18 protein-coding genes are annotated in these 18,050 nt (G+C 56.8%); 12 read left to right on the top strand and 6 right to left on the bottom strand.

Translation table 11 applies throughout. The annotated features are described in order from the left end of the window. Positions 1–36 precede the first annotated feature (36 nt). The 7 genes from priA (at position 37) to R3196_RS06155 (ending at position 8,232) form a co-directional block, all read left to right on the top strand. A complete protein-coding gene (priA, locus tag R3196_RS06185) occupies positions 37–2,235 on the top strand; it encodes a primosomal protein N' (protein ID WP_318935851.1) in 2,199 nt (732 codons plus the stop codon). A 108-nt stretch (positions 2,236–2,343) separates the two neighbouring features. Further along, positions 2,344–4,086, top strand: coding sequence for an arginine--tRNA ligase (argS, locus tag R3196_RS06180; RefSeq protein ID WP_318935850.1), 1,743 nt, complete (start codon positions 2,344–2,346; stop codon positions 4,084–4,086). 3 nt (positions 4,087–4,089) lie between these two features. Next, the gene (locus R3196_RS06175; RefSeq protein WP_318935848.1) at positions 4,090–4,659 is read left to right on the top strand and encodes an SPOR domain-containing protein; all 570 of its coding nucleotides are present in this window, start codon (positions 4,090–4,092) and stop codon (positions 4,657–4,659) included. Positions 4,660–4,735: 76 nt separating this feature from the next. After that, complete coding sequence (hslV, locus tag R3196_RS06170; RefSeq protein ID WP_318935847.1) at positions 4,736–5,272, top strand: ATP-dependent protease subunit HslV; 537 nt, start codon at positions 4,736–4,738, stop codon at positions 5,270–5,272. Continuing rightward, positions 5,265–6,611, top strand: a complete 1,347-nt coding sequence (gene hslU, locus R3196_RS06165; RefSeq protein ID WP_318935845.1) for an HslU--HslV peptidase ATPase subunit — start codon at positions 5,265–5,267, stop codon at positions 6,609–6,611. Before hslV ends, hslU begins: the two co-directional genes overlap by 8 nt. Positions 6,612–6,693: 82 nt before the next feature. After that, positions 6,694–7,179 carry a ribonuclease E activity regulator RraA gene (gene rraA / locus R3196_RS06160; protein WP_318935844.1) on the top strand — a complete coding sequence of 162 codons (486 nt, stop codon included), beginning with the start codon at positions 6,694–6,696 and terminating at the stop codon, positions 7,177–7,179. 6 nt (positions 7,180–7,185) lie between these two features. Further along, complete coding sequence (locus R3196_RS06155) at positions 7,186–8,232, top strand: formimidoylglutamase (RefSeq protein ID WP_318935842.1); 1,047 nt, start codon at positions 7,186–7,188, stop codon at positions 8,230–8,232. On the opposite strand, the gene hutI is transcribed toward R3196_RS06155, so the two are convergent. After that, the gene (gene hutI, locus R3196_RS06150; RefSeq protein ID WP_318935840.1) at positions 8,214–9,446 is read right to left on the bottom strand and encodes an imidazolonepropionase; all 1,233 of its coding nucleotides are present in this window, start codon (positions 9,444–9,446) and stop codon (positions 8,214–8,216) included. The two genes, R3196_RS06155 and hutI, sit on opposite strands and share 19 nt — an antisense overlap. Positions 9,447–9,538: 92 nt before the next feature. On the opposite strand from hutI, the gene hutC reads away from it, so the two are divergent. Genes hutC through hutH form a run of 3 tightly spaced genes read left to right on the top strand, consistent with a single transcriptional unit; the run spans position 9,539 to position 13,518 of the window. Beyond that, positions 9,539–10,249: a histidine utilization repressor gene (gene hutC / locus R3196_RS06145; RefSeq protein WP_318935838.1), complete on the top strand. Its 711-nt coding sequence runs from the start codon at positions 9,539–9,541 to the stop codon at positions 10,247–10,249. A 51-nt stretch (positions 10,250–10,300) separates the two neighbouring features. Beyond that, entirely contained in the window at positions 10,301–11,980 is a 1,680-nt protein-coding gene (gene hutU / locus R3196_RS06140) for a urocanate hydratase (protein WP_318935837.1), read from the top strand. Then, on the top strand, positions 11,980–13,518 hold the full coding sequence (gene hutH, locus R3196_RS06135; protein WP_318935835.1) for a histidine ammonia-lyase: 1,539 nt from the start codon (positions 11,980–11,982) through the stop codon (positions 13,516–13,518). The genes hutU and hutH overlap by 1 nt, the downstream gene beginning before the upstream one ends. Here the strand turns inward: hutH and R3196_RS06130 are convergent. The 4 genes from R3196_RS06130 to R3196_RS06115 are packed head-to-tail and all read right to left on the bottom strand — an operon-like array spanning position 13,515 to position 16,050. Further along, the gene (locus tag R3196_RS06130) at positions 13,515–13,763 is read right to left on the bottom strand and encodes a TraR/DksA family transcriptional regulator (protein WP_318935834.1); all 249 of its coding nucleotides are present in this window, start codon (positions 13,761–13,763) and stop codon (positions 13,515–13,517) included. The two genes, hutH and R3196_RS06130, sit on opposite strands and share 4 nt — an antisense overlap. Before the next feature lie 12 nt (positions 13,764–13,775). Then, positions 13,776–14,681, bottom strand: coding sequence for a bifunctional GNAT family N-acetyltransferase/hotdog fold thioesterase (locus R3196_RS06125; protein WP_318935832.1), 906 nt, complete (start codon positions 14,679–14,681; stop codon positions 13,776–13,778). Positions 14,682–14,683: 2 nt separating this feature from the next. Then, positions 14,684–15,133 carry a D-aminoacyl-tRNA deacylase gene (gene dtd, locus R3196_RS06120; RefSeq protein WP_318935830.1) on the bottom strand — a complete coding sequence of 150 codons (450 nt, stop codon included), beginning with the start codon at positions 15,131–15,133 and terminating at the stop codon, positions 14,684–14,686. Next, on the bottom strand, positions 15,130–16,050 hold the full coding sequence (locus R3196_RS06115; protein ID WP_413242907.1) for a virulence factor BrkB family protein: 921 nt from the start codon (positions 16,048–16,050) through the stop codon (positions 15,130–15,132). The genes dtd and R3196_RS06115 overlap by 4 nt, the downstream gene beginning before the upstream one ends. Positions 16,051–16,152: 102 nt before the next feature. Between R3196_RS06115 and R3196_RS06110 the strand changes: the two genes are divergently transcribed. Together R3196_RS06110 and R3196_RS06105 are read left to right on the top strand one after the other, a co-directional pair. After that, positions 16,153–16,851 carry an SDR family NAD(P)-dependent oxidoreductase gene (locus R3196_RS06110; RefSeq protein ID WP_318935827.1) on the top strand — a complete coding sequence of 233 codons (699 nt, stop codon included), beginning with the start codon at positions 16,153–16,155 and terminating at the stop codon, positions 16,849–16,851. Positions 16,852–16,874: 23 nt separating this feature from the next. Next, positions 16,875–17,387 (top strand): NAD(P)H-dependent oxidoreductase, encoded by a 513-nt coding sequence (locus R3196_RS06105; RefSeq protein ID WP_318935825.1) that lies wholly within the window; start codon positions 16,875–16,877, stop codon positions 17,385–17,387. Between the two features lie 8 nt (positions 17,388–17,395). On the opposite strand, the gene R3196_RS06100 is transcribed toward R3196_RS06105, so the two are convergent. After that, a complete protein-coding gene (locus R3196_RS06100) occupies positions 17,396–18,013 on the bottom strand; it encodes a TetR family transcriptional regulator (RefSeq protein ID WP_318935824.1) in 618 nt (205 codons plus the stop codon). Between the last annotated feature and the right edge of the window lie 37 nt (positions 18,014–18,050).

Raw genomic sequence — 18,050 nt, 5'->3', positions numbered from 1 at the left:
TGCGGATTACCATCAGCACCCGCACAATAAACGGCTATGACAGCTTCAGCAAAGCCATCCACAGCCTATGTGATTCAGGTAGCACTGCCGGTTCCGTTACAGCGGGTTTTTGACTATGACTGTAACCAACTGCCGGCGGTGGGTGCCCGCGTGCGCGTGCCTTTCGGCCGCCGCGAAATGATCGGCATCTGTATCGGCGAGGCGAGCCAGCCGGATCCGGCTATGGTCCGCAAGCCGGTACTGGCCGTGCTGGATCAAAGCCCGGTGTGGCCGGCGCCGTTGTGGCGGCTATTGCACTGGGCGGCGGATTACTACCAGCACCCCTTGGGCGAAGTGCTGCACCATGCCTTGCCGGGCTTATTGCGCCAGGGCGAAGCTCAGGATTATCAGGCCACTGAGCGCTATGAGCTGAGCGCTGATGGCAAGGCGATCGAACTGGACAGCCTCAAGCGTGCGCCCCAGCAACAGCGGCTGATCGCGGCCCTGCGCCGTCAGCCCCTGCTCAGCCGCGATATCCGCACCGAAGAATTCTCAGTTTCCGCGCTAAAAACCCTGCAGGACAAAGGCCTGGTTGAACGGGTGCGGCATATTCCTGCGCAGCAAACGGACTGGGCCTTTGGCCTGGACGCCGAGCCATTGCAGCTGAACCTGGAGCAGGCGCAGGCGGTCGCCACCCTGGCGGCGGCGGGGACCCCGCAGACCTATTTACTCGAAGGCGTAACCGGTAGCGGCAAAACCGAAGTCTATCTGCAATCGATGGCCGAAGTACTGCGCCGTGGCCAGCAGGTACTGGTGTTGGTGCCGGAAATTGGTCTCACCCCGCAAACCCTGCGGCGCTTCCGGCAACGCTTTACGGTGCCGGTGGTGATGCTGCACTCTGCCCTTACCGACCGTGAGCGGCTGGATGCCTGGCTGGATGCCCGGAACGGCGCTGCCGCGATTATTATCGGTACCCGCTCGGCAATTTTCACGCCCTGTGCCCGGCTGGGCATGATCATCGTCGATGAAGAGCACGACAATTCTTTAAAACAACAGGAAGGCTTTCGTTATCACGCCCGTGATCTGGCGGTGATGCGCGGGCATGAAGAGCGGGTGCCGGTGATTCTGGGCTCCGCCACGCCAGCGCTGGAAACCCTCAACAATGCCTTGCAGAAACGCTATGGCTGGCTGCGGCTGACCAAACGCGCCGGGGCAGCGAAGCCCGCGCGGCATGTGGTGCTGGACATCAAAAACCTGGCACTGAAATCGGGTTTGTCCTCGCCGCTGATTAAACTGATGGAGCAGGAGCTCAAAAATGGCCAGCAGGTGCTGCTGTTTCTGAACCGGCGCGGCTTTGCGCCGGCGCTGCTGTGCCATGAGTGTGGCTGGCTGGCCCAGTGCCGCCGCTGTGATGCCTATTTTACCGTGCACCAGCACAGCCGGCTGCTGCAATGCCACCATTGTGGCACGCAGCAGCGTATTCCCCATCAATGCCACGACTGCGGCTCTACGCAGCTGGTCGGGCGCGGCACCGGCACCGAACAGCTGGAGCAGACCCTGACGAAGTTATTCCCCGATTATCCGGTATTGCGCATCGACCGCGACAGTACCCGGCGCAAGGGCAGTCTGCAGCAACACTTAAGCGATGCGCGGGATAATAAGTTTCCGATCCTGGTCGGCACCCAGATGCTGGCCAAGGGTCATCACTTTCCCGAAGTAACCCTGGTGGCGCTGCTGGATGTCGATGGTGCTCTCTACAGCGCCGATTTTCGTGCCGCCGAACGGCTGGGCCAGCTTTATACCCAGGTAGCCGGTCGGGCCGGGCGGGCGAGTAAGCCCGGCACCGTGGTGCTGCAAACCCATCACCCGGAACATGAACTGGTACAGGATCTGGTCAACAATGGCTACCACCACTTTGCCCGCACCGCACTGCGGGAACGGGAACTGACCATGCTGCCGCCGTTTACGCAGCTGACCTTATTCCGCGCCGATGCGAATGATGGCGGGCTGGCACTGGCGGCGCTTGAGCGCATTGCCAGTTACTTCCCGCAACTGGATGGCATCACCGTGCTCGGCCCAATGCCGGCCGTGATGGAGCGTCGCGCCGGCCGCTACCGCTATCAGCTGCTGGTGCAGTGCAACAACCGCGGGCTGCGCGCTCAGTTGCTGCGGCACGTATTGCCGCAACTGGAAGCCTGCCCAGAGCTACGACGAGTCCGTTGGTCGGTGGATGTGGATCCTCAGGATTTCAGCTGATAATGAGGCTGCAGATAGCGGTTTTTTTTCCCGCCTCAAAGCAGTAAACTAGCGGGCTTATTCGTTGGTTGTCCTATTTAAGGTTTTTTTTGCGATGAAGGTTGTGCAATGAAGGAACAGTTGGAACAAATACTGGCCACTGCCGTGGCTACCCTGCAGCAACAAGGTACTTTGCCGGCTGATGTGCAACCGCGTCTGCAACTTGATCGCCCGCGTGATAAAAGTCACGGTGATTTCGCAACCAACCTGGCGATGATGCTGGCTAAGCCGGCGGGGATGAATCCGCGTGCGCTGGCCGAAGCCCTGATCGCCGCCCTACCAGACAATGACCTGATTGCCGAAGCGACGATTGCCGGGCCGGGCTTCATTAACTTTAAGGTCAGCCAGCAGCAACTGCTACAGCAGCTGGAGTACGCCTATCAGCATCCCCATGCGGGCATCGAGCCGGCAGCACAGCCAAAGACTGTGGTCATTGACTACTCATCGCCTAATCTGGCCAAAGAGATGCATGTTGGCCACCTGCGCTCGGCAATTATCGGTGACGCCGTAGTGCGGGTGCTGGGCGTGCTGGGCCACAACGTGGTCCGCCAGAACCATGTGGGCGACTGGGGCACTCAGTTCGGCATGCTGCTGGCGCATATGGAAGAGCTCGACGGCGATGATATCGCCATGGAGCTGAGCAACCTGGAAACCTTCTATAAGGCATCCAAGAACCGCTTTGACGATAGCCCGGAATTTGCCAACCGCGCCCGCGAACTGGTCGTGGCCCTGCAGTCCGGCGACGAGCGTTGCCTGAAGCTCTGGAAACTATTTATTGATGTATCCCTGAGCCACTGTCAGGACGTGTACGACCGGCTGGGCGTGTTATTGCGCCGCGCCGACGTGATGGCTGAAAGTGCCTATAATGATGACCTGCCGCAAGTAGTGGAAGAATTACGCGAGCAAGGTTTGCTGGTGGAAGATCAGGGCGCCCAGTGCGTATTCCTTGATGAATTCCGCAACAAAGAAGGCGAAGCCCTGCCGGTTATCGTGCAGAAATCCGGCGGCGGCTATCTCTATGCCACCACGGATCTGGCCGCCGTGCGCTACCGCCAGAATGTGCTTAAAGGCGATCACCTGATTTACTTTGTTGACCAGCGTCAGGGCCTGCACTTTCAGCAAATCTTTACGCTGGCCCGCAAAGCGGGTTTCGCCCGTCCGGATCTGCAAATGGACCACTACGGCTTTGGTACCGTGATGGGCAAGGACGGCCGACCGTACAAGAGTCGCGAAGGTGGCGTCACCAAGCTGGCAGATCTGCTCGATGAAGCCGAGCGCCGGGCACTCGAGTTGCTGCAGGCCAAAAACTCACAGCTCACCGGTGACGAACAAAAACACATCGCCAAAGTGGTGGGGATCAGCTCGGTGAAGTATGCGGATCTGTCGAAAAACCGCACCAGCGATTACATTTTCGACTGGGATTCAATGCTCAGCTTTGAAGGCAATACTGCGCCTTATCTGCTGTACGCCTACACCCGGGTGATCAGCGTGTTTGGCAAAGCTGGTATTAAGCCCGAGGCTATTGTTGGAGATTTTGTACTGCGGGACGATAAAGAACTGGCGCTGGCAAATATCCTGGTACGCTTCAATGAAGTGGTGCATGCTGTGGCTGATAAAGCTCTTCCGCACTACCTGTGTGGTTATCTGTTCGATGTGGCCGGTGCCTTCTCAAGTTTTTATGAAGCGTGCCCAATTCTGCAGGAGCCCGATGAAGCCGTGCGCACCAGTCGCCTGAAACTGGCCGCGCTAACGGCAAAAACCCTGCAACAGGGCCTTGAGCTACTGGGTATCGAAACCCTGGAAAAAATGTAAGCTATGGATTACGCCAATCGTAAGCGGCCACCACGTAAACCGGCCAAAAAAGCGCCCGGCAAAGGTGCTCGCAGGCCGACGAAGGCAGCGGTATCCGTACCCTGGAGCCTGATTGCTTTAGCCGTGGTGCTGGTGGTTGGCCTGATCTGGTTTTTAAGTTCAATATCAGGCAACGCGGATAACGCCGGGGCGTCTCCACAAATCCAGGATGTGCTGCCGACCGCTCAGCAGCCAGAGGTTGAGCCGCTCCCTGAAAAGCCCGGCGATCGCTGGCAGTATATTGAAGAGCTGGAAAACAGCGAAGTCCAGGTGGACGTACCGGAACGCGAATTAGGTCCGCCGAAGCTGATGCAATGTGGTTCATTCCGCAAAGAAAGCGACGCGGAAACCTTACGCGCCCGAATTGCCATGGCCGGCCTTGAATCGCAGGTGCGCCCGAGTACCGGCAGTAACGGGGTCTGGTATCGGGTAATTCTGGGACCCTACGAGACCAAACGTGATGCTGAACGTGACCGCCATAAACTGCAGCGGACCCAGGTGTTTGGTTGCCAGATCTGGAACTGGAACCTGTAGTTCACTTCAGCTCGCCCATTGAATTCACATTTTTTGCCCTCATAACTGCAGCATAGCAACTTAAGAGGATAAAACTGTGACTACGATAGTATCCGTTCGCCGGGGCGACAAAGTCGTCATTGGCGGTGATGGCCAGGTGTCACTGGGTAACACCGTGATGAAGGGCAATGCCCGCAAAGTACGCCGCTTATACAATGATCAGGTCCTGGCTGGTTTCGCCGGCGGTACTGCTGATGCCTTTACCCTGTTTGAGCGGTTTGAGTCCAAGCTGGAACAGTATCAGGGTAACCTGATGCGCGCGGCGGTGGAACTGGCTAAAGACTGGCGTACCGACCGTGCGCTACGCCGGCTTGAAGCCCTGCTGGCAGTGGCCGACAAACATACCTCACTGATTATTACCGGCAACGGCGACGTGGTGCAGCCGGAAAACGACCTGATTGCCATCGGCTCGGGCGGACCTTTCGCTCAGTCAGCCGCCACCGCCCTGTTGGAAAATACCGAACTCAGCGCCCGCGAAATTGTGCAAAAAGCCCTGACCATTGCGGGTAATATCTGCGTGTATACCAACGGCCACCAAACCATTGAAGAACAGGAGTCGGTATCCGATGTCTGATATGACCCCCAGAGAAATCGTTGATGAACTGAACCGCCATATTATTGGTCAGGACAATGCTAAAAAAGCGGTCGCCGTCGCCCTGCGTAATCGCTGGCGTCGCATGCAGCTGGACAATGACCTGCGCCAGGAAGTCACGCCGAAGAACATTCTGATGATCGGTCCCACGGGTGTCGGTAAAACCGAAATCGCCCGGCGCCTGGCGAAGCTGGCGAATGCACCTTTTATCAAAATCGAAGCGACTAAGTTCACCGAAGTGGGCTATGTGGGTAAGGAAGTGGAATCGATCATCCGCGATCTGACCGATACGGCGTTTAAGCAAACCCGTGAGCAGATGATGCAGAAAGTGCGTTTCCGCGCCGAAGAAGCGGCCGAAGATCGCATTCTGGATGCCTTATTACCACCGGCGAAAACCGCCCAAGGCGGCTGGGCCGATCAGGAGCGGCCGGAGCAGCGCGACCAGAGTAATACCCGCCAGGCGTTCCGTAAGAAACTACGTGAAGGCCAGCTGGACGACAAAGAAATTGAGATTGATATCAGCATGCCGCAGATGGGCGTGGAGATCATGGCCCCGCCAGGCATGGAAGAAATGACCTCGCAGCTGCAGAGCATGTTCCAGAACATGGGCAGTGGCAAAAGTAAGCCGCGTAAGCTGAAGATCAAGGATGCGTTCAAGCAACTGGTGGAAGAAGAAGCTGCCAAGATGCTCAACCCGGAAGAAGTGAAAGAAAAAGCGCTGAACGCGGTCGAACAAAATGGCATCGTGTTTCTGGATGAAATTGACAAGATCTGTAAGCGCGGTGATGTCAGTGGTCCGGATGTATCCCGGGAAGGTGTACAGCGCGACTTGTTGCCGCTGGTGGAAGGCACTACGGTGTCGACCAAACATGGCATGGTGAAAACCGACCATATTCTGTTTATCGCCTCAGGCGCCTTCCAGATGTCCAAGCCATCGGATCTGATCCCTGAGCTGCAGGGCCGGCTGCCGATCCGCGTCAGTCTGGATGCACTGACCAGTAATGACTTTGTCCGTATTCTGACTGAGCCGAACGCGTCGCTGACCACACAGTACATCGCATTGATGGCCACTGAAGGGGTCACGGTGGCGTTTACTGAGAACGGTATCAAGCGCATCGCCGAAACCGCGTTTCATGTTAATGAGACGACCGAGAACATCGGCGCGCGCCGTCTGCACACCGTGCTGGAGCGGCTGATGGAGGACGTGTCGTTTAAAGCCAGCGACCTGCAGGGTGAAACCATCACCATAGATGCAGAGTACGTAGACAGGCATTTAGGCAAGCTTGCGCAAAACGAAGATCTGAGTCGCTTTATTTTATAAGCGACTCTATGTAAGGCTTTGCTGTTGCGTTAAGCCGTTACCAGCTATACTCTGCTGGTAACTTTCAGGCAGGGGAACGGCAATGGAATACAATACTTCAGAACTTTGCGATTTATACCCCGACATGGTCGACGTGGTTGAACCCATGTTTATCCATTATGGCGGGCAGGTGTCCTTTGGCGGTCAGCTGGTGACGGTCAAGTGTTTTGAAGATAAAGGTCTGATTGAAGAAGTGCTCCAGCAACCCGGCGTAGGCAAGGTGCTGCTGGTTGACGGCGGTGGTTCCACCCGTCGGGCACTGATTGATATAGGCATTGCCGAGCAGGCGCTGGATAATGGCTGGGAAGGCATTGTCTGTTATGGCTCGGTGCGTGATGTCGACGCCCTGGATGAACTCGAAATCGGTATCATGGCGCTGGCTTCAATTCCGGTGGGTGCCAGTGCCGAGGGCGTCGGTGAAACCGATGTCGCGGTGAACTTCGGTGGCGTGACCTTTCTGCCCGAAGATCACATCTACGCTGATGCCACGGGTGTGATCCTGTCGCCTGAACCCCTTGATATAGAATAACCCGCTATGTACCTGAATATGATTGATCCGGCCGCCTGGGTTAGCCCGCGCGCCGGAGAAGTCCGGTTGGGACAAGCCCTCGATTGTCTTGATGAAATCGCCAATCAAAACGCTCTTGCAGATGCACTGGACCAGGCCTGGCAACAGGGCCGTCGGATTGCGCTGCTGGGCGTTCCTGAATCCATAGGGCCACGAGCCAATCTGGGCCGGGGTGGTGCCGAGCACGGCTGGGATGCCGCCCTCAAAGGTCTGCTCAACCTGCAAGCCAGCCCGGTAGTACCCTATCAGATCCTGCTGGTACTGGGGGCAATCGACTGCGATGACCTCGAAGCCGAAGCGGCTGATCTGGATGTCAGCGACGCTGACCAGCTGGCCCGCCTGCGTGAGCTGTGTGGCGAGTTGGATAAGCGGGTAAGCCAGGTTCTGAAACCGGTGTTCCGGGCAGGGTTTGATGTCATTCTTATTGGCGGGGGGCATAACAATGCTTATCCGCTGCTGCGGAGTCTGGCCGAAGCCACAGATAAAGCCGTGGGTGCCGTAAACCTGGACCCGCATTCGGACTTTCGCACCCGCGAAGGCCGTCATAGCGGCAATGGTTTCAGCTATGCCTACATGGATGGCGCGCTGGCCCATTACCATGTGGTGGGCCTGCACGAAGGCAAGAACAACGCCACCAGCCTGCAACAACTGGCCGCGGCAAACTTCAGCTACCGCAGCATTCACCAGCTGTATCGCAACGAGTGGCCGGCCGAGCTGGCGGCCGTTCGGGTACTGGCGGAATCCTGGCAGGTACCGCTGGGCATCGAAATTGATGTGGATTCGCTGCAGGGGGTTCCAGCCAGTGCCATTAACTTTAATGGCTTATCGGTTGCCCATGGCTATAGCCTGATTGAGCGGTTGGCAGCGCTACCCGCTACCCGCTATCTGCATCTGGCTGAAGCAGCTCCGGGCCTGCACCCGGCCGGCCGCGAAACAGGCAGCGCTGTGTGCGCACAGTTACTCGGTGAGTTCGTCCTTGCTTACCTGCACGGGTATCAGCGGCGCACGCCCTGATACCAGCATGCCACTAGAGGGTTGGTGCCGAACTGGTAGCTCAATTCGGCGATCTCCTTACAACTCCATAAACAAATATCTGCTCGTTGGCCGGCAACCAGTTGGCCGCGATCCTGAAGCCCCAGTGCCCGGGCGGCATTGACAGTGGCTCCGCGCAAGCAGGCTTCCGGGGTCATCCGGAACAAGGTCGCCGCCATGTGCAGCATCAGTTGCATACTCAGAATCGGTGAGGTGCCCGGGTTGGCGTCGGTGGCAATGGCGATGGGTACCTGGTACTCCCGCAATAACTCCAGCGGCGGCAGCTTAGTCTCGCGCAAAAAGTAAAAGGCTCCGGGTAGGAGCACCGCCACCGTACCGCTGGCCGCCATGGCTTTTACGCCGTCTTCATCCAGGTATTCCAGATGGTCGCACGACAGCGCCTGATAACTGGCAGCCAACGCGCTACCCTGTTGGTTGGTCAGCTGTTCAGCGTGTAGCTTCACTGGCAGCTTATGCCGGCGGGCGGCCTGAAACACGCGTTCAGTCTGTGCTGGCGAGAAACCCACTGACTCACAGAAGGCATCCACGGCATCAACCAGACCTTCATCGGCCAGCGTGGGCAGAATGCGGCTCACAATCTCGTCAATATAGGCGTCGCCACGGTCTTTATATTCCGGCGGTATGGCATGGGCAGCCAGCAGGGTGGTCTGTACGGCCACCGGGTTGGCGTCACCAAGGCGACGGGCAGCCTGTAGTTGCTTGCGTTCGTGTTCAAGCGACAACCCATAACCTGATTTAATTTCGACAGTCGTCACGCCTTCGCCCATTAAGGCATCCAGTCGTGGCTGTGCCGCTGTCACCAGCTCATCTTCGCTGGCGGCGCGGGTAGCGCGAACCGTGGCGGCGATACCACCGCCGGCCGCGGCGATGTCGGCATAACTGGCGCCATGCAGGCGCTGGGCAAATTCATCAGCACGCGAGCCGGCCCATACCAGGTGAGTGTGGCAGTCGATTAAGCCGGGCGTAACCACGCCGCCCTGACCATCTGTAACCTCTGCATCCGGGGTCTGTGGAGCCTCGCTGGCGGGGCCCGCGAACGCAATTCCGTCGTCGCTGAAGATCAGCACACCATTGGTAACCAGGCCACAGTCGTTGCGGGCCTGCCCCTTACTCTCATCGGGCATCATAGTGGCAAGTGTCACGTTTTCGATACGCTGCTGATTGGCTTTCGACATAGATTCTCCGAAAAATGTTCTTGTATATACAATTAGTGTTTCTTACACTCTAACACATTATGCACTGAACTCCATCGGTGCGAGGAGGACTCGTGGCTAAATTTTCGACCATAAAACAGCATCTTTACAGCAAAATCGCGTCGGGCGAATGGCCGGAACATCACCCGGTCAGTTCGGAAAACGCACTGGCGCAGCAATTTAAAGTCAGCCGCATGACCGCACGGCGAGCGTTGCAGGAGCTGGCAGACGAAGGCCTGGTGATCCGCAGTAAAGGGTCGGGTACCTATGTGGCCCCGATTAAATCCCAGACCTCGTTTATGGCGATCCGCAATATCGCCGATGAAGTTCGTAGTCGCAATCACGACTACCGCGCTCATGTGCATGTGCTGCGTAAAGAAACAGCCACCGCACACGTTGCGGAGCTGTTGCAGCTACCAGCGGGTAAGCCGGTTTATCACTCGGTTATAGCTCACTTTGAGAATGACCTGCCAGTGCAGGTAGAAGAGCGCTATGTGAATCCTGAGTTAGTGAAGGGCTACCTGAGCCAGAATTACGAGAAAATCACGCCCCATGAATACCTGTGCGAGGTATCACCACTGACGGAAGCGAGCCATGAGATCGAGGCCATTACGCCGTCACCCCAGTTATGTCAGTGGCTGAAACTGAGCAAACCTGAACCCTGTTTACGGATCAACCGGCGCACCTGGAGTGAAGCCGGGGTGGTTACTTTTGCGGTGCTGACGCACCCGGGCTCGCGCTTCAGTTTAGGCGGGCATTTACATTTCGGTTCGGCGCGGACTTGAGCCGCAAATCATCACGACCAACTAGCGAACAAAAACGAATAAGGAAGTACCATGACGTTTACCAGACTCGACGAGAACAGAAGTATCCGTGCTGACCATGGCAGTGAACTGACTACCTGTAACTGGCAGGTGGAAGCGGCCAAACGCATGCTGATGAATAACCTTGATGCCGAAGTGGCCGAACACCCGCACGCGCTGGTGGTTTACGGCGGCATCGGCCGGGCGGCCCGCAGCTGGGAAAGTTACGACAAAATCATTGAAGTGCTGGAGCGTTTACAGGCTGATCAAACGTTACTGATTCAGTCGGGCAAGCCGGTAGGGGTATTTCAGACGCATACCGACGCGCCGCGGGTGCTGATTGCCAACTCCAACCTGGTGCCAAAGTGGGCCAACTGGGAACATTTTAATGAGCTCGATAAAAAAGGCCTGATGATGTACGGCCAGATGACCGCCGGCTCCTGGATCTACATTGGCTCGCAGGGCATTGTGCAGGGCACTTATGAAACCTTCGTATCGGTGGCTAAACAGCATTTTTCCGGTGAAACCAAAGGCCGCTGGATCTTAACCGGCGGGCTGGGTGGTATGGGCGGCGCGCAACCACTGGCAGCCACCATGGCCGGCTATTCGATGTTAGCGGTGGAAGTGGACGAATCGCGCATTGATTTCCGGCTGCGCACCAAATACCTTGACCACAAAGCCACCTCACTGGATGAAGCCCTCCGCCTGATTGATGCCGCGCGGGCCGAAGGCCGGGCCATTTCTGTCGGCCTGCTGGGTAACGCTGCTGACGTTTTTGCTGAGCTGGCCGACCGTAAGATCGTTCCGGACGTGGTCACCGATCAGACCTCTGCTCACGATCCGCTACATGGCTATGTACCCCAGGGCTGGACCCTTGCAGAGTACCTGGCGGCTCAGCAAAGCGACCCTGAGGGCACCACCAGAGCCGCCAAAGAGTCGATGGCGGTACAGGTACGGGCGATGCTGGAATTACAGCGCCAGGGCGCTGCTACGCTCGACTACGGCAATAATATTCGGCAGATGGCCCAGGATATGGGCGTTGCCGATGCCTTTGACTTCCCCGGTTTTGTACCGGCTTATATTCGCCCACTGTTCTGCCAGGGCATAGGGCCGTTTCGCTGGGTGGCGCTGTCGGGCAATCCGGAAGATATCTACAAGACCGATGCCAAAGTCAAAGAGCTGATCCCCGACGACAAGCATCTGCACAATTGGCTGGATATGGCGCGTGAGCGCATTAGCTTCCAGGGCCTGCCGGCGCGGATCTGCTGGATTGGCCTGAAAGACCGGGCGCGCATCGCGCTGGCCTTTAATGACATGGTGAAAAACGGTGAGCTGTCGGCGCCGGTCGTAATTGGCCGTGACCATCTGGATTCCGGCTCGGTCGCCAGCCCCAACCGCGAAACTGAAAGCATGCTGGATGGCTCGGATGCGGTATCTGACTGGCCGCTGCTGAATGCCCTGTTAAATACCGCTGGCGGCGCCACCTGGGTGAGTCTGCACCACGGCGGTGGCGTCGGCATGGGTTATTCGCAACACAGTGGCGTGGTCATTGTTGCCGACGGCACCGACGAAGCGAAAGCGCGGGTTAGCCGAGTACTCTGGAATGATCCGGCCACCGGCGTGATGCGTCACGCCGATGCGGGCTACGAAATCGCGCAGGACTGCGCGCGCGAGCAACAACTCGATCTACCTATGTTAGTGGAGACCAAATAATGGCTAAGAATTTCACCCTGACGCCAGGCGCGCTGGCCTTATCTGATTTACGCAACTGGTGGCAACAGGCCACAACCCTGGCGCTGCACGACGATGCCGGTGCCAATATTGACCGCTCAGCCGCCACTGTCGCCGACGTGCTGGCCAAAGGTAAAGTGGTGTATGGAATAAATACCGGCTTTGGTTTGCTGGCTAACACCCGCATCCCTAAAGAGCGACTGGAAGATCTGCAGCGCCGCATCGTGCTGTCTCACGCGGCGGGCACCGGCGATCTGATGCCCGACACGGTGGTGAGGTTGATCCTGTTGCTCAAGATTAACTCCCTCAGTCGCGGCTTCTCGGGCGTGCGTCGGGTGGTTATCGATCACCTGACCAGCATGCTTAATCATGAAGTCTATCCCTGTATTCCGGCTAAAGGCTCGGTCGGTGCTTCAGGCGATCTGGCGCCGCTGGCACACATGGCGCTGCCACTGCTGGGCGAAGGCGAAGTGCGCTATAAGGGCACCCGCATGCCGGCTAGCGAAGGCCTGGCCAAAGCCGGCCTGGAGCCGCTGGCACTGGCCCCCAAGGAGGGGCTGGCACTACTGAACGGCACCCAGGTATCAACGGCGCTGGCCCTGCACGGCCTGTTCGCCATTGAGCGGGTTTTCTACAGCGCACTGGTCAGTGGAGCAATGGCCGTTGAAGCCGCCATGGGCTCACGCGCTCCGTTTGATGCCCGCATTCATGACGTGCGTGGTCAGCCGGGTCAGATCGCGGTCGCGCAGAGCTTCCGCTGCTTGCTTGGCGATAGTTCCGAGATCGCCGCTGCCCATGCAGAATGTGAGAAAGTGCAGGATCCCTATTCACTGCGGTGTCAGCCCCAGGTTATGGGCGCGGTGTTCGACCAGCTTGCGCACGCGGCGAAGATTCTGGTACGTGAAGCCAACGGCGTCACCGATAACCCGCTGGTATTTACCGATAACGGCGATATTATTTCCGGCGGTAACTTCCATGCGGAGCCGGTGGCGATGGCGGCAGATATCATTGCCATAGCCGCCAGCGAGATCGGCGCATTGTCTGAGCGCCGCTGTGCACTGCTGATTGACCATCACCTGAGCAACCTGCCACCCTTTCTGGTTAACGAAGGCGGCGTGAATTCAGGCTTTATGCTGGCGCAGGTAACAGCTGCGGCACTGGCTTCTGAAAATAAAACCTATGCGCATCCGGCTTCCATCGACAGCCTGCCAACCTCAGCCAACCAGGAAGACCATGTTTCGATGGCAACCTTTGCCGCCCGGCGTCTTACGGATATTGCAGAGAATATCCGTGATATCGTCGCCATCGAGTTGCTCGAAGCGGCGCAGGGGCTGGACTTCCGCCGCCCGCTAAAAGCCTCCGAGGCAATCGAGCAGGCCCACAGCTGGCTGCGTCAAGAGGTGTCGTTCTACGATCAGGATCGTTATTTTGCGCCGGATATTAAAGCGGCGGCTGATTTGATCAGCAGCGGTAAATTTGGGGAGCTAATTCAGGAAGGGGCCCGGTTGGAGGACGCTTAAGCGTCCTCTTCTTCGTCTTTTAAAGCCTGGCAATCTACGCAAAGCGCAACTTCAGGCTTGGCGGCCAGGCGAGCGGCGGAGATTTCGTCGCCGCATTCCACACAGTAACCATATTCTCCGGTACGCAGGCGCTGCAGGGCAGCAGTGGCCTGTTCCGCTTTGCTGGTGCCGGCCTGTTCAGCCACGATGGTTTCCAGTTTTCCGCGGATGCGCAATAATTGCGGGGCGGATAATGATTCACTCATGATGGCGTCCTTTTAGTCCGATTTATCTGCTAACACAACAAACTGCCCAGAAAATTCAGCAACGGGCTTGTTCCCGTCAAATACCTGGGACTTCAGATTAACCCGGGCGTTGCGGCCCTGGGTCAGTGCTGATAAGTCACCGACCAGAGAGGCCAGCTGCGCGACTGCCCGTGGTTCCCGTGAGATAGGTTTATGGTAATGAATCGACCCGTCGGCCAGCACCACCGCACCCTGTAGCCCGCGCTCGCGTAATTGTAAATGCAACAGCCCCCAGCACGTCAAGGTGGCCAGCGAATAAATACTGCCGGCAAACATAGTGCCATGCACATTAATATTACGTGACAGTGTGGCCTGAGTTTCAAACTCGCGCCCGGTGTACTGGCTGATACGTATGCCCATGGTTTCTGAGATGGGGATGTCGTTGTGCCAGGTGTGCTGCAGTTCCAGACACCAGTCTGGCCGGTAGATAATGCGGTTGTGGTCGGTCAGTATTTTGCGCAGCTGATGCTCCGCCATCGGGTTCTTCAGGGTATCGGCTTCTTCGATAATGTCGTAACCGCATTTCAGATAAAACCCTAAGGTATTGTCGCGTGAATTAATAATAATATGGTTGGCGCCTTCGCGCCGCGCCAGGGTTTCGAGTTCATGAACAATAGCGACGCCATGGCCGCCGCCACGATGTTCCGGTGCCGACGCCATAAAGCGGATCTGGCCTTCATCGGGACTGTTAAAATGCAAACGACCAATAGCGATGGCAGCGCCGCCATCGTTCACCACCATGCGGTGAAAACCCACCTGATCATATTCATCCTGCTCAGAGCCACGCGGCCGCTGAAAAGGCTCGCGCAATACCCGCCAACGCAGGTCATAGTAGCGCTTGAATTCATCGTCGGTAGTCGGGGTGATAACCTGAAACATAGTTAGGTTTTACCTGTTGAAGTGAGTAAAAAAGTGACCGGGCCATCATTCGTCAGAGTAACAGCCATATCGGCCCCGAAGGAGCCGGTTGCCACGTTAATACCAGCGGCTTTTAATTCTTTCACGAATAACTCGTACAGGGGTTCTGCCTGATCCGGTGGTGCCGCGCTGGAGAAACTGGGCCGGCGACCACTGCGGGTATCGGCCGCCAGGGTAAATTGCGAGACCACCAGGCAACCACCGTTAATATCTTTTACGCTGAGGTTCATTTTATCGTCGGCGTCGCTGAATACCCGGTAACCAGCTACCCGCGCTGCCAGTTGGCGGGCCTCGTTAGCCGTATCGTCGCGTTCCACGCCCAGTAACAACAATAGCCCCTGCCCGATGGCACCAGCGGTAACGCCATCAATTTCAACCCGGGCGGCAGAGACCCGTTGCAACAGAACCTTCACGCTTTATCTGACCCCTTGTCCGAGTCTTTCTCCGACTTTTCTTCAGCAACCTCTTCGTCCGGCAGCTGCTCGTCATCCTGGTCTTTGTCGTCGAAGAACTCTTCAATGCTGACGGTAAATTCGGCGCCAAGCAGCACAATAGTCCAGAACAGGAAAATCCAGATCAGCAGAATCGGCAGGGCGGCCAGCGCGCCGTAAATGGCCTCATAGGTGGTAAAGCTGGTGATGTAATAGCCAAAGCCTAACTTACTGAGTTCGAATAACGAGGCCGCCAGTAACGCGCCCCATACCGCATGGCGCACGCGGACAACGCGGTTGGGCATCATCACATACAGCAGTAAAAAGGCCAGTACCGACATCACAAAAGGCACGGTATTAAACAAAAAGCCGCGGATACCCGTCACGTATTGTTCGGCAAAATCGGTCAGCGAAATCAGGTAGGAACTGACCGCTACCCCCGAACCGATCAGCAGCGGGCCTAAGGTCAGGATCATCCAGTACACCGCCAGTGCGATGGCCAGCCGGCGGCGCTGGTCGGTGCGCCAGATACGGTTAATCGTTGAGTCGATAGTCGAGATCAGGTTAATGGCAACCACGATAACAAAGATCGCACCGACTACAGTCATTTCTGACACATTGCCGATAAACCGGTTGAGATACTCTTCGATGACTTCGCTGGAGGTGGGAACCAGATTGGAAAACAGAAAGGATTCAATTTGCTCGCGGATCTGATCAAACATCGGGAAGGCCGAGAAAATCGAAAACATGACCACCAGCAGGGGCACCAGCGCCAGCAGGCTGACGAAAGTCAGGTAGCCGGCAATAGTCGAGATGTGGTCTTTACCGACGCGCTGCACGAAGTAACGGACAAAGTCATAGGCGCACGCCGCCGTCTCCCGCCATTCAATCTCTGTCAGTTTCTTCATGGATCCGTCTCCGCCGAGTAATCTTTAACCTGCAATGTTACGTAGTCTGTTATGTAAGCGACTTTAGCAAAACTAATTGGTAAGGAATATAGCATGATTGTGGTCTTTGGTGGTGGCGGAGGTTTAGGACAAGCGCTCATCGCAGCACTGCTTAAGCGCGGCGAGACGGTACTGGCGGTGAGCCGGCAGCCGAAGCCTGCAGTCACGCAGGCGAAATGGTTGCAGGTTGACGGCTATGAATCCGATCAGTTGCATGGGCTTAAAGACCAACTTGAGGGCCAGCAAATCAGCGGGGTGATCAGTGCCCTGGGTATTCTGCACAGCAATGAGTTTATGCCAGAGAAGCGGCTGGATGAGGTCAACAAAGACCAGCTTAACGGGAGCTTTTACGTCAATGCCGTGCTGCCAATACTGCTATTGCAGACCACGTTACCGCTGCTGCCGGTCAAACAGCGCTGCTTCTGGGTGCAGCTAAGCGCTAAAGTTGGCAGTATCACGGATAACTATCTGGGCGGTTGGTACAGCTACCGGGCCAGTAAGGCAGCGCTGAATATGCTGCTGAAAACCGCCTCTGTTGAAACGGCCCGCACCCACAAGCAGCTGATTATTGCTGCGATTCACCCGGGTACCACGGATACCTCTTTATCCCAGCCGTTCCAGCAGCGCTTGCCCAAGGGCAAATTATTTGCGCCAGAGGTATCGGCGGAGCGCATTCTGGCGGTAACCGACCAGTTAACGGTTGAACAAAGCGGGCAGCTGCTACACTGGGATGGTTCCCGATTGCCTTATTAACTCAAAAAAATGCGAGGATGAGCATGACTATATTAATTTTAGCCGGCAGTAGTCGGAAGGAATCGCTAAACAAGAAACTACAAAAGCGGCTGGCGCAGCGGGCCGAAGAGCTTGGCATGAACTGCCATGTATACCCGCCGGAAGACCTTGATGCGCCCATCTACAACGGTGATGACGAAGATGAAAAAGGCGTGCCCGCCAGTATACAGAAACTGGCAACGGCGATTCGCGATGCCAACAAAATCATTGTGGTCACGCCCGAGTATAATGGTGGCCCGCCACCACTGTTAAAGAATGCGGTCGACTGGAGTTCGCGCTTAGAGCAGATTCCCTGGGAAAAGAAAACCGTGTTATTGGCCGGCGCTTCGCCGGGCCGGTTAGGCGCAATGCGGTCGATGAACCATCTGCGCATCAGCCTTAGCGACTTAAAAGCCTGGGTGGCGCCATTGTTTGGTAGCGTCCCTCATGCCAGCGACGAGACTATCGCGGAGCTGGATAACGATTTTCTTGATGGGTTTTTGCAGCAGGGCGACTAGCTGCAAGGTTATTGCAGGCGAATACCGGCCAGGTAGCTGTCGAGTGACTGCTCGGCAACCTGCTCAACGTCAAAGTAGTCGGTATCCAGCAGCCAGTTGTAAATCAGCCCGTCGATGAGGCCAAACAGGCCTAGCACGACCGCTTTCGCGTTCAGCTCAGGTTTGATCTGGGCTTGCGCCATGGCTTGCTCGATGAGCCGCACACATTCCTCAATACAGGAGTTACGGCCCTGCAGGTGACGCAAATGAATGGGCTGGGTATCGGCCACATATTCACACTTGTGGAACAGGATATTAAGCAGGGCTTGCATGTGGTCATCGTATTTTACCTGATGCACAATACGCAGTGAGCGCAAACGCAATTGCTCAAGCGGGTTATCGGCGTAGCTTTGAGCCAGCTGCTCGCGCATTTCGTCTACGGGCAAGCGCACCCGCTCGACCAGTGAGTCGATGAGATCAAGCTTATTGTCGAAATGGTGATAAATGGCGCCGCGGGTTACCCCGGCAGCTTCAGCCACCTGCATCATCGACGTATTCGCCACGCCGAGGGTGCTGAACAGGCGTTCGGCAGCATCGAGTAACGCGGCTTTGGTTGTCAGAGCATCTGCTTTGGTACGGCGAACCACAATCGACCTCGTGTTATAATGAGCGCGTACGATTATA

The organism is Pseudidiomarina sp. (assembly GCF_033722695.1).
Lineage (GTDB): Bacteria > Pseudomonadota > Gammaproteobacteria > Enterobacterales > Alteromonadaceae > Pseudidiomarina.
The sequence above is the reverse complement of the archived record's forward strand: the minus strand, read 5'-3'. Positions and strand labels throughout refer to the sequence as shown.

Excerpts from the sequence above, each read along its gene's own strand:
- R3196_RS06130 (WP_318935834.1), bottom strand. The coding sequence starts at position 13,763 with ATGAGTGAATCATTATCCGCCCCGCAATTATTGCGCATCCGCGGAAAA.
- R3196_RS06110 (WP_318935827.1), top strand. The coding sequence starts at position 16,153 with ATGATTGTGGTCTTTGGTGGTGGCGGAGGTTTAGGACAAGCGCTCATC.
- priA (WP_318935851.1), top strand. The coding sequence starts at position 37 with ATGACAGCTTCAGCAAAGCCATCCACAGCCTATGTGATTCAGGTAGCA.
- R3196_RS06155 (WP_318935842.1), top strand. The coding sequence starts at position 7,186 with ATGTACCTGAATATGATTGATCCGGCCGCCTGGGTTAGCCCGCGCGCC.
- rraA (WP_318935844.1), top strand. The coding sequence starts at position 6,694 with ATGGAATACAATACTTCAGAACTTTGCGATTTATACCCCGACATGGTC.
- R3196_RS06105 (WP_318935825.1), top strand. The coding sequence starts at position 16,875 with ATGACTATATTAATTTTAGCCGGCAGTAGTCGGAAGGAATCGCTAAAC.
- hutU (WP_318935837.1), top strand. The coding sequence starts at position 10,301 with ATGACGTTTACCAGACTCGACGAGAACAGAAGTATCCGTGCTGACCAT.
- hutI (WP_318935840.1), bottom strand. The coding sequence starts at position 9,446 with ATGTCGAAAGCCAATCAGCAGCGTATCGAAAACGTGACACTTGCCACT.
- R3196_RS06125 (WP_318935832.1), bottom strand. The coding sequence starts at position 14,681 with ATGTTTCAGGTTATCACCCCGACTACCGACGATGAATTCAAGCGCTAC.
- argS (WP_318935850.1), top strand. The coding sequence starts at position 2,344 with ATGAAGGAACAGTTGGAACAAATACTGGCCACTGCCGTGGCTACCCTG.
- hslU (WP_318935845.1), top strand. The coding sequence starts at position 5,265 with ATGTCTGATATGACCCCCAGAGAAATCGTTGATGAACTGAACCGCCAT.
- hutH (WP_318935835.1), top strand. The coding sequence starts at position 11,980 with ATGGCTAAGAATTTCACCCTGACGCCAGGCGCGCTGGCCTTATCTGAT.
- R3196_RS06175 (WP_318935848.1), top strand. The coding sequence starts at position 4,090 with ATGGATTACGCCAATCGTAAGCGGCCACCACGTAAACCGGCCAAAAAA.